11 protein-coding genes and 2 pseudogenes are annotated in these 15,043 nt (G+C 66.3%); 9 read left to right on the top strand and 4 right to left on the bottom strand.

Translation table 11 applies throughout. The features are described 5' to 3' along the window. Positions 1 to 175 precede the first annotated feature (175 nt). On the bottom strand, positions 176 to 517 hold the full coding sequence (locus ABFX45_RS44630) for an ImmA/IrrE family metallo-endopeptidase (protein ID WP_346137179.1): 342 nt from the start codon (positions 515 to 517) through the stop codon (positions 176 to 178). Positions 518 to 695: 178 nt separating this feature from the next. On the opposite strand from ABFX45_RS44630, the gene ABFX45_RS44625 reads away from it, so the two are divergent. Further along, entirely contained in the window at positions 696 to 1,418 is a 723-nt protein-coding gene (locus ABFX45_RS44625) for a transposase (protein WP_346137178.1), read from the top strand. Positions 1,419 to 1,728: 310 nt separating this feature from the next. Here the strand turns inward: ABFX45_RS44625 and ABFX45_RS44620 are convergent, their stop codons facing one another. Beyond that, complete coding sequence (locus ABFX45_RS44620; RefSeq protein WP_346137177.1) at positions 1,729 to 2,250, bottom strand: hypothetical protein; 522 nt, start codon at positions 2,248 to 2,250, stop codon at positions 1,729 to 1,731. A gap of 284 nt (positions 2,251 to 2,534) precedes the next feature. On the opposite strand from ABFX45_RS44620, the gene ABFX45_RS44615 reads away from it, so the two are divergent. Next, positions 2,535 to 2,801, top strand: coding sequence for a hypothetical protein (locus ABFX45_RS44615; protein ID WP_346137176.1), 267 nt, complete (start codon positions 2,535 to 2,537; stop codon positions 2,799 to 2,801). 30 nt (positions 2,802 to 2,831) lie between these two features. Here the strand turns inward: ABFX45_RS44615 and ABFX45_RS44610 are convergent, their stop codons facing one another. Together ABFX45_RS44610 and hxlB are read right to left on the bottom strand one after the other, a co-directional pair. Then, positions 2,832 to 3,542, bottom strand: coding sequence for an orotidine 5'-phosphate decarboxylase / HUMPS family protein (locus ABFX45_RS44610; protein ID WP_346137175.1), 711 nt, complete (start codon positions 3,540 to 3,542; stop codon positions 2,832 to 2,834). A 16-nt stretch (positions 3,543 to 3,558) separates the two neighbouring features. Further along, positions 3,559 to 4,119: a 6-phospho-3-hexuloisomerase gene (gene hxlB, locus ABFX45_RS44605; RefSeq protein WP_346137174.1), complete on the bottom strand. Its 561-nt coding sequence runs from the start codon at positions 4,117 to 4,119 to the stop codon at positions 3,559 to 3,561. A gap of 1,211 nt (positions 4,120 to 5,330) precedes the next feature. Between hxlB and ABFX45_RS44600 the strand changes: the two genes are divergently transcribed. The 7 genes and pseudogenes from ABFX45_RS44600 to ABFX45_RS44575 form a co-directional block, all read left to right on the top strand. Beyond that, positions 5,331 to 6,479: an acyl-CoA dehydrogenase family protein gene (locus tag ABFX45_RS44600; protein WP_346137173.1), complete on the top strand. Its 1,149-nt coding sequence runs from the start codon at positions 5,331 to 5,333 to the stop codon at positions 6,477 to 6,479. A 16-nt stretch (positions 6,480 to 6,495) separates the two neighbouring features. Further along, entirely contained in the window at positions 6,496 to 6,759 is a 264-nt protein-coding gene (locus ABFX45_RS44595) for a MoaD/ThiS family protein (RefSeq protein WP_346137172.1), read from the top strand. A gap of 44 nt (positions 6,760 to 6,803) precedes the next feature. Continuing rightward, positions 6,804 to 7,589: a hypothetical protein gene (locus ABFX45_RS44590; protein WP_211337728.1), complete on the top strand. Its 786-nt coding sequence runs from the start codon at positions 6,804 to 6,806 to the stop codon at positions 7,587 to 7,589. Next, a complete protein-coding gene (locus ABFX45_RS44585; RefSeq protein ID WP_346137171.1) occupies positions 7,508 to 8,905 on the top strand; it encodes an acyltransferase domain-containing protein in 1,398 nt (465 codons plus the stop codon). The genes ABFX45_RS44590 and ABFX45_RS44585 overlap by 82 nt, the downstream gene beginning before the upstream one ends. Next, a pseudogene (locus tag ABFX45_RS46740) lies at positions 8,902 to 9,645 on the top strand (SDR family oxidoreductase); the annotation flags it as partial. The gene ABFX45_RS44585 and the pseudogene ABFX45_RS46740, both read left to right, overlap by 4 nt. A gap of 114 nt (positions 9,646 to 9,759) precedes the next feature. Then, positions 9,760 to 14,307 carry an SDR family NAD(P)-dependent oxidoreductase gene (locus ABFX45_RS44580; RefSeq protein ID WP_346137170.1) on the top strand — a complete coding sequence of 1,516 codons (4,548 nt, stop codon included), beginning with the start codon at positions 9,760 to 9,762 and terminating at the stop codon, positions 14,305 to 14,307. Between the two features lie 107 nt (positions 14,308 to 14,414). After that, positions 14,415 to 14,927: pseudogene (locus tag ABFX45_RS44575) on the top strand (transposase); the annotation flags it as partial. Positions 14,928 to 15,043: the final 116 nt, after the last annotated feature.

Here is a 15,043-nt window from a genome sequence, read left to right as displayed (position 1 = left end):
TTCACCCCGCACCCGCGTTCACACACCGAGGCCTGGTCACACTGGCGACGACGCCACCAACACCGCGCCCGGCAATGCCACTACCAGCGACGACTCAAAGATCACGGCCTGCGGCTGTAGTACTAGCACGCTCATGCTTTCGACAAACGACATCCGTAGATTCGGCGCGATGGCGTCAACGAGATCTCACGCCGAGTTGGTCAAGGTCGACCGAGCGGGGCGACGGGCTCAGCAACATGACGCCGAGCGTCTTCGCCCTGACCAGGAGAGCGGCCAGCGAGACATGCCACTTGGCCTTCAGGCGAAGCAGCGCCGGCCAATCGAGACGAGCAGGTAGCTCGTGCGCGATGTCTTCGGCCGGCATGAGGAACGCGGCGGCGAACTCGTTGGCCTGCGACTCGGTCGCCTTGTCGGCTATTGGGCCGTCGGCGCCACGCAGAACGAGGTGGCCCAACTCGTGTGCCGCGTCGAAGCGTGAACGGTCGCGAAGACCCTTGTCCGCCCCGAGCGCCCCCACCGGCCGGAAACCCGCGTTGAACGCGTTCGAGATCGCCTTCGACGGCCGCCGGACGCAAGTAACCCTTCTTCAACCAGAGTTACACCGCTCGTTTGACAGCATGTGAGTCCGCCCTGGCGTGCGGACGTGGTGAACGGACAAAATCGGTGTGGGCCGGGCTGGGTGACGCCGAGGGTCCGTGGTCGAACGCGACCCCGCCACGCTGGCCGAAATGGCCAAGGGCCGGCTGCGGGCGAAGATCCCGCAGCTGCGGGAGGCGTTGCAGATCGCCCGGTTCAGCGACGCCTCGGCGTTCATGATCGGCCAAGTGCCGGCCCAGATCGACATGCTCGACGCGCAGCTAGCCGCCTACGCGGTCAAGATCGAGCAGGCGATGCGCCCTTTCGCGCGAGCCAAGGAACTGCTGATGACCATCGCTGGGATCTCTGACCGGATCGCCTGCGGCATCATCGGTTCTATCGGCATCGACATGACCGTCTTCCCCGCTCCTGGTCATCTCGCGTCCTGGGCCGGGGTCTGCCCAGGCAACAACCGCTCCGCGGGCCGCGAGCTGTCCTCGGCCACCACCCACGGAGATCCCTACCTGCGGGGCTGGCCCGGGATCGCCGCCGGCATCATCGCCCAGACCCGCAGCCGCCCCAACTACTTGAAGAGCTACTACCACCGGCTGCGCAAACGCCGCGGCCCGCTACGCGCTCAAGTCGCCGTCCAGCACAAGATCCTCACCGCTGTCTGGCACATGCTCACTTGCGACGTCGCCTACCACGACCTCGGACCCGACTACTTCGACCACAAACCCCGCTCGCTCCAATATCAGGCACAACGCGCCCGCCGGCTCATCGCCGAGCTGATCGAGCAGGGCTACGACGTCTCCCAGCTGATCCCCGAACACGCCGCCTGACCACACGGACATCAGAAGCCGCGCTGGGGCAATTTAGGGAACAGACCCCGGCGAGGCGTACCAGCTCGCGCTGTCGGGTCAGGGCATTGTCGTCGTGCAGGCGTCGGAAGGTCACCCCGCACCGGCCACGCCGTGACGATCGGACCGAAGCGGCGCGTTTCGCACGTTTCACGGCGCGCCGCTTTCGTTCGGTGGCTGGGCTCCTCCGGATTCTCCTCGCGGGAGAACCCGCGCGGAGTTCGCGGAGGAGCGAAGAGGGTCGACAGTCCGGTTCCCGCGGCTCTCGCGGACCAGCTTCGCGGGCGACCCGTCAAATGCCGATGGTGAGGCTTCCCGCAGCGGTCAGCTGGGAGACTCCCGTTGTGCTGCAGGCGGCCGGGTTGGGTTGCGCCCCGACGCCGACTGATTTCGCGGGATCCGGGGTGAAGGTGCCGGAGCTGATCGATCCGACGGCGACGACCTGGATGTCGCCGCCGACCCGGTTGGTGGTCCTGTTGTAGGAGAACGTGCTGGGTGCGATCGCGGTGTTGGTCCACTTGAAGACTCTCGTCCCGCTGCCTGCGGAGAGAACGCTGGTGCACGTCGCGTTCGGTGCGGTGCCCGTCTCGGCGTAGCTTCCGGTGGGGGCAGAACTGCTCGTGCAGTTGAACAGCTGGCCGCTGACGCTAAATGTCACCGTCTGCGGGGTGTCGGTCAGTGGCGGACTGTAGGTGACGACTTCGTTGAGAGCGCAGAACTGGTCGACTGCGGCATGAGCGGACGGGGTAATGAACAGCGACATGACGGCCGCGACAGTCAAATGAACCGCAGCGATTCTGGCGCTTCTCATCATGAACCCTTCCGTCGGCGTCGGCCTCGAAGGCGCGGTTCACGGCAGACGACGTCACGTACCCGGACCGCACCACAAGGGGGTAAGCATCTCGAAGCCCTGTCCCCCTCGGAACCAGCGACCGAGGGACATGGCGTCTGCCAACCAGGTGACATGCCGTCGGCACGGCCGCGCAAGATGGGCGCAAACACCACGCGGGTCGACTACGGCCACGCGGACACGACGCATGCGAGCACGGGAGAATTCCCGCACGTACCCGCGAGGTTCTGACGCGTGCGTTGACCGCGGTGTCTTTGGCGGGGGTCGCGGCGATCACCGCGGTGCCTGCTGCTTCCGCGGTGGTCATCTACAACAAGCGGTACACCTCCGAGCGGCTCTGCCATTCCAACGCCAGGCAGATCGCGTTGCAGGGCGCGACGATCCTGGTGAACTGCCGGTACGAGGGCGCGCCGGCGTGGTCAGGGTCCACCAGCCACGCCAGAGCCTGCTACGCCATCCGGGAAAGCCGGATCGACGAAGCCCTGGACAGAATGTGCACCTACCTGGGAGGTTGATATCCATCGTCCCAGGCCCTGACCGTGAGTTCAGACGAGTTGGCCTGTGAGGTGCTCGATCTCGTCCAGGAAGGCCGACACGACGCCCGCGGGATCGGCGCTGCGGGTGATCGAGCTGCCGGCGACGATGGCGAAGAGGCTGTCGTCGGTCGCGTACTGGCGCAGTTCGACTACGTTGCCGGGTTTGAGGCCGCCCATGGCGATGATCTTGGCCTGGGTGCCGTGCAGGGCATGGTGTACCTGTGCCAGGAGCGCGTCGGCGGTCTTGCCCTGTGCCTGCTCGCTCCAGCCGACGTGGCAGCTGACCAGCTCGGCGCCCATGCCAGCGAGTTTGCGGGCGCGACGGGCCTTGGCGCGGTCGTCCTGGTGGGACATCAGGTCGAAGGCGACCAGTTTCCCCTCGGCGCGTGCGCCGTCGACCGCTTCGATGATCGCCTCGTCCGGCGCGGTAGCCATCACGGTCACCAGGTCGGCGCCTGCGGCGTAGTAGAACGTGCCTTCGGCCACGTAGGGCACGTCGTATCCCTTGAAGTCGGCGACCAGCAGCTGGCCGTTGTCCAGCCGGTCGCGGAACTCTCGGACGATGGGGACTCCGGCCAGGGCGGCGTTCAGGATCGTCGGCCGCCCGATCTCGTGAATGATCTCCTGTTCCGGGTGCGCGGCCAGTACAGTGCCGAGCATATCGAGGCATTCGCTCGGCGAGGTGAAGTCGTAGGCGATCCATAGACGTGGGCTTCGCATGACGTGTGCTCCTTTGTCATTCCAGGTTGGCGTGCGCGGCCCACAGGACCTCTGACGTCTTGCCGAGATCACGCGACAACGCGTGGAAAAGGGCGTCGAACAACAACAAAGTGGATTGCTCGAACAGAGACCCGGCGAACTGGGCCGAGCTCTCCGAGTCGTGATCGTGTTTGCTCGCCGCGGGGATCGCGACGACCAGTTCGGCGATGGCGGCCAGCGGTGAGGACGGTGTCGTCGTCAGCGCCGCAATCTGCCCGCCGGCCGCCCTCACCTGCTCCGCCACCAGGACGACGCCTGGTGTGCCGCCCGACCCGGACACCGCGATGAGCACGTCACCGCGGCTCAATGGCGGTGTGGTGGTCTCACCGACGACGTGTACCTGGAGCCCGAGGTGCATGAGCCGCATCGCCGCCATGCGCACGGCCAGGCCGCTACGACCCTCACCGAGCACGAAGACGCGGTCGGCTCCCGAGATCAGAGTGACCAGCTTCGTGACCGCGCGCCAGCTGACGTCGTTCAGCGCGCGCCGGTTCTCCGACAGAACCAGGTTCGCCGCGCGTTCGAGATGTCCGGGCATCCCCGATCTTGAACTCGTGCCGGGCTTTCTGTCAGGGTGGGGCCCATTTTCCGGGGCCTCGTCGTCTTGCGGCGGCCTCGGCGGACCCGGCACGGTCACGCTCGTTTCGACTACCATCTGAAGCCAACTCCAATGCGGTTGAGCGTGTGCGAACTTGCTTTCGCCCACACTTCCTTTGCATGACAGCAGGGCCGCGGTGAGATGCGACAAACACTCCGAGTGCGCAGACGTGAGAATCTGACGGACCGCACAGTGACGACGACAACGCTGTCGTGTCCCGAACTTCGCGGTGGTCGTCCGCAGAGAATTTACTCTAGAGCTGTGCCACGGGTGAGCCGCAATCACCCAAGCCGGGCGCACGCAAAAACGGACAGTGATATCTCCTGCACCCCGTTACGCCGATCACGGGGACTTACGTCCCGATACCGGGGATCTGTGCCACAGGCCTCAAGCTTTCGCGGTGCCGGGCGGGCCGCACGACGCGGCTCCAGAAGGCACAACCGCGGAGCCGCCGACTCGCGGGATCCACCGATCGCGCGGTTCACCGCCGGGTCGCGGAAGACGTCCGCAGGCAGTCGGTAATTGAGTCTCACACTCCGCAACCAATGGCAGCACCCGGCTGCCATCTTCGCCGGGCCGCCCAGCGCGGCCGCCTGCAGGTGCACCGGTAGTTCATCCACCCCGTCCGCCACGATCATAACTCGGCCTGGGCCACCAGCCGGGCGGCAGCGTCCGGACCATACGCGATCGCGTCCGTTCGACGACCGCTCAAGATTCACTCCATCGCCGCCGCACGTCGCCACGTAACACCCGCAGGACCGCTGGAATCCCTTTCAGGTGCATGCCGAGCGCGAGAACTGTTTGATCTGGGCGAGCAGATCGCGGGGCGCGGCATCGAGGTCTGGCGGGTACTCGGTGATTGTGATGCCGGTGTTGCGGATCGTCCGCGGCGCCGAGCCGCCGGTCGAGGAACGACGCGGTGCCGGCGGGCGTGGCGATGCTGTCCCAGGTCGCTCGAACCGCGAATCCGGCGTTCGGCCGTTTCGCATGCCGGGCCTCAGCGGCGCTGATACCACCCGCGCAGGCCGGGTTCCGTGGGTATAACTCGAACTGATGAATCGAGCGACAGCCTGTTGACGACGCTCGCAGGCAAGCGCACTCTAATTATGGAATGCCGCTCTGGGCCGATACAGACTGAAGGGTCTCAGTCCATGGTTGTTCAGCTCCAGGATCTTTCCATGGAGGCTGTCGGCGAATTTGTCCAGCAACGTTGGGGTGAGTTGTTGGACGAAGTCGGCGCCGGAGCGGCTGAGCGGTACGCGGCGGGAGAGGCCTTTCCCAGAAAGTATTTGATCCAGGCCGCTCAGAAGAGCCTGCACGGCCTGGCGCTGCCGAGGGAGATCGGTGGCGAGGGAATGGGTTCGAATGTGTGGGGCCGCGTTCTGGAGGAAATGACCTTCCGATGTGATGAGTCAGCATTTTCACTGGTGGTGAGCATGACTACCAGCATCGCGTTCACCCTGTATCAATCCGGGGACGCCCGTTTGATCGATAACTATGTGCGGCCGTTCATGTCCGGAGAACTGGCCGCGACCCTTGCCTTTACCGAGGACGCCGACTTTTGGTCATGGGGGACAACGCTGACCCGTGACGGTGACGGCGGGGTGTTGTCCGGCAGGAAGAGCTACGTGACCGGAGGACTGATCTCCGACGTCTTCCTGACCTACGCCGCCGCGGAACCGGGCCGTCTGGCCGCCTGTCTGGTCCATCGGGACGACCCAGGGGTGCGGCTGATCCCCGCGGAAGGGATGGGTTTCCAGTCCGCGGGAATGGCCGTACTGGAGTTCGTCGACGTTGAGCTCGGCCCGGAACGGATACTGACCTGGACCGACGGGCTGGATCATTCCCAGCTGTATTTGAACGAGCGCCGGAGCATGCAGGCATCCTGGACCGTTGGCAGGATGCGCGGGCTCGTGGCTCGCTGCGCGGCCAGGCTTCGCACCACGACACGGCAGGGCCAGCCCGTCCTCGACTACGCCAACGTGGCTGGTGCGCTCGGCCGGATGCACATGCTCACCGACGTGGCCCAGACCATGACGCACGACGTGCTGGACCGCCAGGCCCGCGGGGAGACGGATCTGGTCTACGACGCGAAGATCTCAGCGGCCAAGCATTTCTCGGCCGAACAGGCGATGAACCTCGCTCACCAGGCTCTCCGGGCGTTGGGCGGCCATGCCTACTACGGGGACGAATACTACGGAAGGTATGTGCGGGACTGCGCGGGCCTGATTCCCGCGGGAGGTACCCAGGATTCCCTGGAGATCACCATCGGCGCCCTTGTGGCGAAGAACCTGCTCTGACAAAGGAGAGTTTCTCATGGAGGTTCGTTTCTCCGGGCTGCTGCTCCGGTTCACCGGCTACGAGCGCACCGTCACGGTGAAGGCCAACACAGTCGGCAAGGCGCTCGAGTCCTTGCGCCAACAGTTTCCGCAACTGGGTCCTGTCCTGTGGGACGGCAAGGGCAAGCTCCAGCGCGTTCACCGCCTCATCCTCAACGGAGAAGTCATCTCATCCAACGATCGCAGAGCGCTGCGCGACACAGATCGGCTGGAGTTCCTGACCGCGGTGGCCGGGGGGTGACATGCCCCCGCGAGATCGACTACACCGAGCCTGTCGTCACCACCATGTTCAGCCCTCTTCAGCTGCGGCCGCGAACACTGCTCGGTCTGGTGTCACCATGTCTCGCGCGCTGGTTGGCCGAGTACGTCACGACTTTCCCCGCGATGGTGGAGACCTACCGCAGCGCGGTGGTGGTCTCCTCACTACGGATCGACTACGCCACTCCCTACCTGCGCTTCACCGACGCACCGTGGCTGACCGTCCGCTCAGGACTGCGCATCGACCAGCGCGGGGAATGGCTTCAGGTGGACATCGACTGCGTCGCCGACGATCGCTCCGTCGCACGGGTCACCGCCACGATGCGCGTTCTCACGGTGACCGACGCCAGCAGCCTGGCCGCGAGTCCCGGTGTGCTGCACCCCGATCTCCTGAAGCGGTTCACCCCAGCCGAGACCATGACCGCCGTCCCGCCGCCCCACTCGCGGCCCACACTCCCGGCGCCCGTGCTTGCTCCCCAGCACTGGCAGACGTTCATCAGCCGCAGCCACGCCGAGGTCGCCGACCAGTGGTCGTTCGTCGAGATGGTGGAACTGGCCACACAGGCCCGCGAGCGCCTGTACGTCGAGAACCTTCACGATCCGCTGCCGTCCTGCCACGTCGTCGGCACACCGACACAGATCCTGCGCGCGGTCTTCCTGCGCCCGATGTTCGTCTACGACCCGTGCCAGGTCATCAGCTCCGCCCATCTCGATCCGGACACGTCGACGCTGTGCTTCCGTCACCAGATCGGACACCCCAGTGCCCCGCGGCCTCACCTGACTGTCTGGGAAACCCTAGATGTCGCCGGATAGTCCTTAGCGGAGGTGTTTCAGTGCGATCACCAATCGTATTCCTCTTTCCGGGCCAAGGGGCTTACCTCCCCGGCGCGTTTCGACACCTGGCCGAAGAGCCGATCATCACTGAACTGTTGTCCGAGGTCGACGAGGTGGCGACCAGCCTGGGGGCGGCACCTGTCACCACACTGCTCATGAGGGAGGACGCCCCGTCACTGGATGATCTCCTCAGCCGTTCACCGGCTCAACTGCACGTGGCGATCTTCGCCGCCGAGCTGGCGCTGTACCGGTTGCTCACCCGGCGCCACGGCATACAGCCGGACGTACTGTTGGGGCACAGTTTCGGCGAACTCACCGCGCTCACCGCGGCAGGCGTGTTCGACCTGCGACAGGGCCTGCGGCTGGTCATCGCCCGTGACGCCGCGTTCGCTGACTGTCCTCCTGAGCCGGGTGCGATGGTGGCCCTGGGTACGTCGGCGGATCGAGCGCGACACGTGATCGGAGCCGTTGGCCGGTGGGACCTGTGTCTCGCGGCCGACAACGGTCCTCAGCAAACCGTCGTCTCAGGCCCGGAGGAGGACCTCGGCCAACTCATGCGGGTAGCAGAAACGCTGGGCATCACAGCCAGAAGGCTGTCCGTGCCGTACTCGTTCCACAACCCTGGGCTGGCCGGCGTCGCGGAGCGGTTCATCGAGCGCATCCGCGAGCTGACTCCCCGTGTGCCGGTGCGGAGAGTCCATTCCGCCGTCCTCAGCCGAGACGTGTGCGACTCGACCGACGTGGCCGCCCTGGTCGCCGCACACCTCGTTCGGCCGACCTACTTTCTCGGCGCTGTTCGCGCGTTGCGTGCCGAAGGGGTCGAGATCTTCCTGGAGTGCGGTCCGCGCGGGACGCTCAGTGACCTCATCGCCGGCTTCCTACCCGACACCACGGTCATCGCGCCGCTGAGACGCCGTGTCACCGGGCCGGATCTCGACCGCCTGCTGGAACCCGTGCCACACCACCAGGCCAGCATCCCCGACCAGCGCGGCACGACCACTGTCGCCGAACCAGCACCGGTCCGTGGCAGGGAAGAGCTCATCAGCGACCTGCGCACCATCTACGCCGAGACGCTCGGCTACCCCGTCGAGATGCTCACCGCCGACGCCGATCTCGAAGCGGACCTGGGCATCGACTCGATCACCCAGACCGAACTGTTCGCCAAGGCCGTCACGGCCAGCAGCCGATCCCTGCCGGCGGACGACAGTGACGTCCGTCCGACCAGCTTCACCACGCTGAGGGCGTTGAGCGACTTCCTCCTGACGCTTCCCGTCGGCAACAGCGTGACTCGATGAGTCCGGCTGACTTCGCCGGAAGAACGGTTCTGGTCACCGGCGGCGGCAAAGGCGTCGGCCGGGCGATCAGCCGTGCCTTCGCCCGGCGCGGGGCGCACGTGATCATCAACTACTTCCACTCCGGGGAGTCCGCCGCACACACCCTCGACGCGATCGTCGCCGAAGGCGGCTCAGCCGAGCTCATCCGTGCCAGCGTCAGCAAACCTGACGCCGTCACCGAGATGTTCGGTGCCGTCGACCGTGCGCACGGCGGGCTTGACGTCCTCGTGAACAACGCCGCCCGCGGGGTGCTCGGTCCTTGCGAGACGCTCACCGAACAGGACTGGCAACGTGGCTTCGACACCAACGTGCACGGTGCACGGCGGTGCGCCCTCGCCGCGGCACCGCTCATGCGGCGCCGCGGGGGTGGCGCCATAGTCAACGTCTCCTCCATCGGCGCCGGTATGGCCCTGGCCAACTACATGCTCGTCGGTGTCAGCAAGGCGGCGTTGGAGGGCCTGACCCGATATCTGGCCGCGGATCTGGGACCAGGGGGAATCCGGGTCAACACCGCCTCCGCCGGTGTCCTGGACAATCCCACCGCCCACCTGTTTCCGGGGGCGCGGGCACTGCATGAGACCTGCTCGGCCGCGGCCCCGCTGGCTGACCGTCTTGGTTCGGAGGAGGAACTGGCCGATCTGGTCGTCTTCCTCGCTTCCGATCAGGCCAGTTGGGTCACCGGGCAGGTGCTCCTGGCCGACGGTGGCCTGTCCCTCGGCCGGGCGATGCTGGCCCCTGGCACACCCCGTCCGGAGCCGCGTGCCCCGCGAGCACCCCAGGCCCCCGGTCACCAGGAGGACGCCACCATCGCGATCGTGGGCATGGGCCTGCGCGTGCCGGGAGCGGCCGACCCCGAGGAGTTCTGGAACCTTCTCCTCCAGGACACTCCGGTGTTCAGCGAACCAGGTGACCGGTTCGACCTGGACACCTTCTGGTCCACCGACCCCCGTGCCGACGGGAAGACCTACAGCAGGGTCGCCGGATACATCACGGCGCACGACGACCACCTCAACGACGGCGACTACCTGTCCTGCTGGCTGCGCCACAGTCTGCTGCAGGCACGCGCACACCACGTCATCCGGCCCACGGAAAGAGTCGGCTGTTTCATCGGCGCCTACTGCGAAGGCAGCCAGCATGTCGAGCAGTCCCTGCTGGTCGCCGCCGCGACCCACGGGATCGCCGAACACTGGCCAACTCCGGTCACCCCGGAACTGCGGGCGTCGCTGAACCAGGCACTGCGCGCCCGATACCGGCATGCCACCGGCTCCCTGCAACAGCACCTGCCCTATGCGGCGGCACGAGCCGCACTGCCGCAGGACTGCCTGCTCCAGATCGTGGACACCGCGTGCTCATCCTCGTTGTACGCAGTGGACCTCGGCGTGAAGAGTCTGGTGGCCGGCGAGTGTGACGTCGCATTCTGCGGCGGCGCGTTCTCGCTCGGTCCCCATTACCAGGTGCTGTTCGCCAGGCTCGGGGGTCTGAGTCACCGTGGTGCTGTCCGGTCCTTCGACCGCGACGCGGACGGCGTTCTGTTCTCCGACGGCGCGGGACTGGTCATGCTCAAAAGACTTGACCGGGCTCGTGCCGACGGAGACCGGGTCCTGGCGGTGCTCGCCGGGTTCGGCGGCGCCTCCGACGGCCGGGGTAAAGCGATCTACGCACCCAACCCTGCCGGCCACCTGCGGGCTGTCCACCGCGCCCGTGCCGTCAGTTCTGTGCCACCTGAGCACATCGACTGGATCGTCGCCCATGGCACCGGCACCAGAGCCGGTGACGAGGCCGAGCTGCGGACCCTCGGGGAGTCGACGTCCGATGGCGAATACCCGTGCACATCGAACAAGTCGTTGATCGGGCACACCGGGTGGGCAGCCGGGGTGGTGTCGCTCATCCACGCCGTTCAGGGCCTTCAACACAGCAAGATCTCCGCACAGCGCTGTTTCCAGGAAGCGAGCCGTTCGGGATCGCACATCCCCACTTGTGATCTCCCACTGCCGGAGCGGCCGGACCGCCCGCGCACAGTGGGCATCTCGGCGCTGGGTTTCGGCGGCACCAACGCCCATCTGCTCGTGCAGGACGCTCCCAAGCCGGGTATGTCCCCGCCCCGGTCCACACCACGGCCGGCCACCGACCCGGTGGTCGTGGTCGGATGGAGCGCGCACCTACCCGGCGGATGCGACCGGGCCGAGGTAGCTCGTCGATTGGCCAACGGACTCGCACCCGCGGTGGAGCGTTCCTTCAGTGAGCCTTATCCGCCACCGTCGCACGACGAGGTGCCGCTACCGCCGGCCACGATCTCCATGATCGACCGCAGCCAACTGATGGCCATGCAGGTCGCCCGCCGGTTCATCGACGAGAACGGAGAGCTGTGGGTCAACGTCAGAGAGACAACCGGCGTCATCGCGGCGCACACCGCGGTGCCGGCGGGCTCTGCGGACCGCACGGTCCGCACCTACGCCGCCGACCTCACGGCCTTCGCCAGCACCTGCGACACGCTTCCGACTGCGCGGTTGTCCACAGCCGTCAAAGGTTTCCTCGACGAGGTACAAGCGCGTTGTGCGCCGGCCAGCGAGAACACACTCGCCGGCCAGATGCCCAACGTGATTCCAGCCAGAATCGCCAACATCCACGACCTGCACGGTCCCACCATGGTGATCGACACAGGCATCACGTCGGGCCGTGACGCCATCACGGTCGCGTCGCGCTACCTGGGCACGGCCGAGCTGGATCTCGCACTCGTGCTGGGCGTAAACAGCGGAAGCGACCCACTGTTCGCAGACGCCTTCAGCCCGCCCGGCCGCGCTCCGGCTCAGGGCGCGTTTCTCATCGGGCTCGCCCGAGAGTCCGTGGCTCGCCGCGAATCATGGCCGATCCTCGCCCCACTGCCCGACCTTCCCGCCACACCGTCGAGCGAGCCGGGCGGCACCACCTATCTCGCCGCGGATGATGTGGTGGAACTGTTGCGGCAGATAACGCGGACCAACACCCTCGTGATCCCGACGGCCACCACGACCAGTCGCCACGTGCCCAGGTGGCGAGTCAGCGCCCCGGTGCGGTCCACCACACCGCTCGACGCCGACCCTCGACACACGGTGGTGATCACGACAGGCGCCGACGCGCCGCTGTTGGAACCCGCGGTACAGGCAGCCGGTTCCCGCTTGCTGGTCGTCCGCCCTGACCAAGCCCCCGAGGAGACCGTCCGGCCTCTGCACGACGAACCTGTTCACCACCTCCGGGTTGTCGGTTCACTGCACCACGCACCGGCATGGCCGGCACTCGCGGAACCGGAACTGTTGGCACTTCAGGAAACCACCTTTCTCGCCGTTCGAGATCACCGGGACACGCTGGACACGGGCGGCAGCCTCGGCGTCGTCGTTCGCGCGCCCTTCCACCGAGAGGCACCGCACCCGCACACCGCCCTGTTCGGTGGTCTGGTCAAGAGCATGGTGTGGGAGCTTCCCGGCTGTCGGTCCACAATGGTCATCACCGATGACGACGATGCCATGTCCGCATGGCGGATCCTGGCCGACGAAATGAACATCGAACAGGGCATGCCCGTGGTCGCGCACCGCGGTGGTCGCCGCTACGTCCAACACCTCCACCCCGCGACGGCCACTGCCGGCGAACTTCCGCTGAAACCAGGAGCTGTGGTCGTCGCCACCGGCGGAGCCCGCGGCATCACCTCGGCCGTGGTCACCAGCCTGGCCCGGCGGGCGCCGCTTCGTCTGTGGCTGCTGGGCTCCAGTCACCTCGACTCCGTGCCTGAGGAACTACTGCGGGCTCGTGAGGACGAACTGCCATCTCACCGAGCCGCCTACCTCGCCGGACAACGGGAACAGGGCAGGACCGCATCGGTCCGCGAACTCAACAGGCGGTTCGACACGCTGCTACACGCCAGGGAGTCGTTGCTCACCCTGAATACCCTCAGAGACCTGTGCGGCCCGGACAACGTCCACTTCATCACGTGTGACGTGACCGACCGCACGGCCGTCCACCACGCCGCCGCCGAGGTCTACTCGGCCGCCGGAGAAGTACACCTGCTGATCAACGGCGCGGGTGTGCACCACGCCGGCCGCATCGAACGCAAGAGCCTGACCGGCGCGCGCCGAATCCGTGACGTGAAACTCCTGGGATATCACCACCTGCGCGAGGCATTCACCAACCCGGCTCCCCGCTTGTGGTGCAACTTCGGCTCGATCGCCGGCCTCGTGGGACTGCCGGGAGAAAGCGACTACGGCCCGGCCAACGACTTCCTCAGCGCGGCAGCCTCTGCTTCGGAGCCGGACACCGGAGAGTTCACCATCTGCTGGCCCATCTGGGACACGACCGGTCTCGGGGCGGCGTCCGGGATCGGAGGCCACACCGCAGGCGGCCGACTGAGCCGTATCAGCACACGAGAAGGCGTCGACCATTTCCTCACCGAACTCTCGGCGCGACAAAGGGCACCGGTATCAAGCCTTCTCGGGCACGCCGAACATCGTTCGATTCGAGAACAGTTCCCTGGCCACCTCGTCGCCGAAGCGTCTGTCGGTCACTTCCTCGGTACTCCGGACACACGGCGACCCGACCGCATGACATGGCCGTTGGTCCTCGACCTGGGACACAAACCATACCTACGGAACCACACCGTCCACGGCAGACCGACCGTGCCCGGCATGATGCTCACCGAAATCGCGGTCGAAGCAGCGACCATGCTCCTGCCCGGCCATCCCCTCCGTGCGCTACGGGACATTCGCTTCTCCGCGTTCGTCACAGCCCGAACCGGCCCGGTCGTCTATGAGGTAACAGCGACCCATGTCACCTCGAACGTCGTCACGGTCACGGTGTGCTCACACATCGCAGCACCAGATGGTCAGCGCCACCTCCGCGACAGAGAACACTTCCGGGCGACCGTGCAGTTGGGCGATTCCCCTGCTCCGCCAGCCACTCCGCCAGCACCCACCGGACAACTGATGCCCGATCCGTTCTCCAGCAACGACTCCACCGTGCGCGTTACAGGAATCTTCGATACCACACGCGACTGGCAACAGGACGACACGGGACTCCACGCCAGATGGCACCCGTCACTTGACGGCCATGAGGAACTCGACTCCCTGGCAATCCCATCGCTTCTACTCGACGGGCTCATCAGAACAGCGGCGGTGCGACCGACACGAAGCGGCCTGAGGAACACCGCCGTGCCAGTCAGCGTCGAACAACTCACCGTGTACACAACACACAACGACCGGAACCTCGCGCAGGCCAATCCGACCGGCATCAACCTCAGCTATCAGAACGCTGATGACAGCTGCACCGCATACACTCCTGCAGGCCTCGTCCTCGCGCGTTTGGACGGCGTCCGGGTAGCCGAAACAACCCCAGCCTGAAGGACCGCGCTGGTCGACCGGATCGTCACCGCTCCGCAGCCTTACCGCCCTACTGGACCTTAGATTCAACCGGTCGAAGCAACAGTGCTGGTTGAGAGTGGGCGTGCGTGGTGAGGTTGGGTCGGCCAGGGATGTCGGATGAGATGAAGGCCGATCTGTGGCGGCGGTGGGGGGCCGGGGAGTCGATCAGCGTCATCTCCGGACAGATCGGCAAGCCGCCCGGTTCGGTGTTCACTGTCCTCAAACACCACGGCGGGATCGCTCCCGAGCCCCGCAAAGAACGCGCCGGAAGTCTGACCATGGCCGAGCGGGAGGAGATCTCACGCCGGCTCTGCGCCGGTGATTCCTACAACGCGATCGCGGCGCTGCTGGGGCGTGCGGTGTCGACGATCAGCCGTGAGGTCAACAAGAACGGTGGCCGCGGCGCCTACCGTGCGACCGTGGCGCAGGAACGGGCGTTTGACCGTGCTCGACGGCCGAAGCAGTGCCTGCTCGCCCGCAGGCCCTCGTTGAGGGAGACGGTTCTGGCCCTGCTGAAGGAGGAGTGGTCGCCGGAACAGATCGTCGGTCACCTGCGCCTGAACCACGGTGACGACCCGGCGATGAGGGTAAGACCACATCTCATTTGGGGTTGTCGTGGGTGAGCAGGTCCAGCTTGATGGCTCGGCGGTAGCAGATCACCGCGCAGGCCAGCTGGGCGAATGCCGTGAAGTGGGCGGCCTTGCGTTCGTAGCGG

It is taken from the genome of Lentzea roselyniae, from assembly GCF_039537795.1.
Lineage (GTDB): Bacteria > Actinomycetota > Actinomycetes > Mycobacteriales > Pseudonocardiaceae > Lentzea > Lentzea atacamensis.
The sequence above is the reverse complement of the archived record's forward strand: the minus strand, read 5'-3'. Positions and strand labels throughout refer to the sequence as shown.

Bases quoted from the DNA above. Each gene is read 5' to 3' on its own strand.
- ABFX45_RS44620 (WP_346137177.1), bottom strand. From the start codon at position 2,250: ATGATGAGAAGCGCCAGAATCGCTGCGGTTCATTTGACTGTCGCGGCC.
- ABFX45_RS44600 (WP_346137173.1), top strand. From the start codon at position 5,331: ATGGTTGTTCAGCTCCAGGATCTTTCCATGGAGGCTGTCGGCGAATTT.
- ABFX45_RS44595 (WP_346137172.1), top strand. From the start codon at position 6,496: ATGGAGGTTCGTTTCTCCGGGCTGCTGCTCCGGTTCACCGGCTACGAG.
- hxlB (WP_346137174.1), bottom strand. From the start codon at position 4,119: ATGCCCGGACATCTCGAACGCGCGGCGAACCTGGTTCTGTCGGAGAAC.
- ABFX45_RS44590 (WP_211337728.1), top strand. From the start codon at position 6,804: ATGTTCAGCCCTCTTCAGCTGCGGCCGCGAACACTGCTCGGTCTGGTG.
- ABFX45_RS44610 (WP_346137175.1), bottom strand. From the start codon at position 3,542: ATGCGAAGCCCACGTCTATGGATCGCCTACGACTTCACCTCGCCGAGC.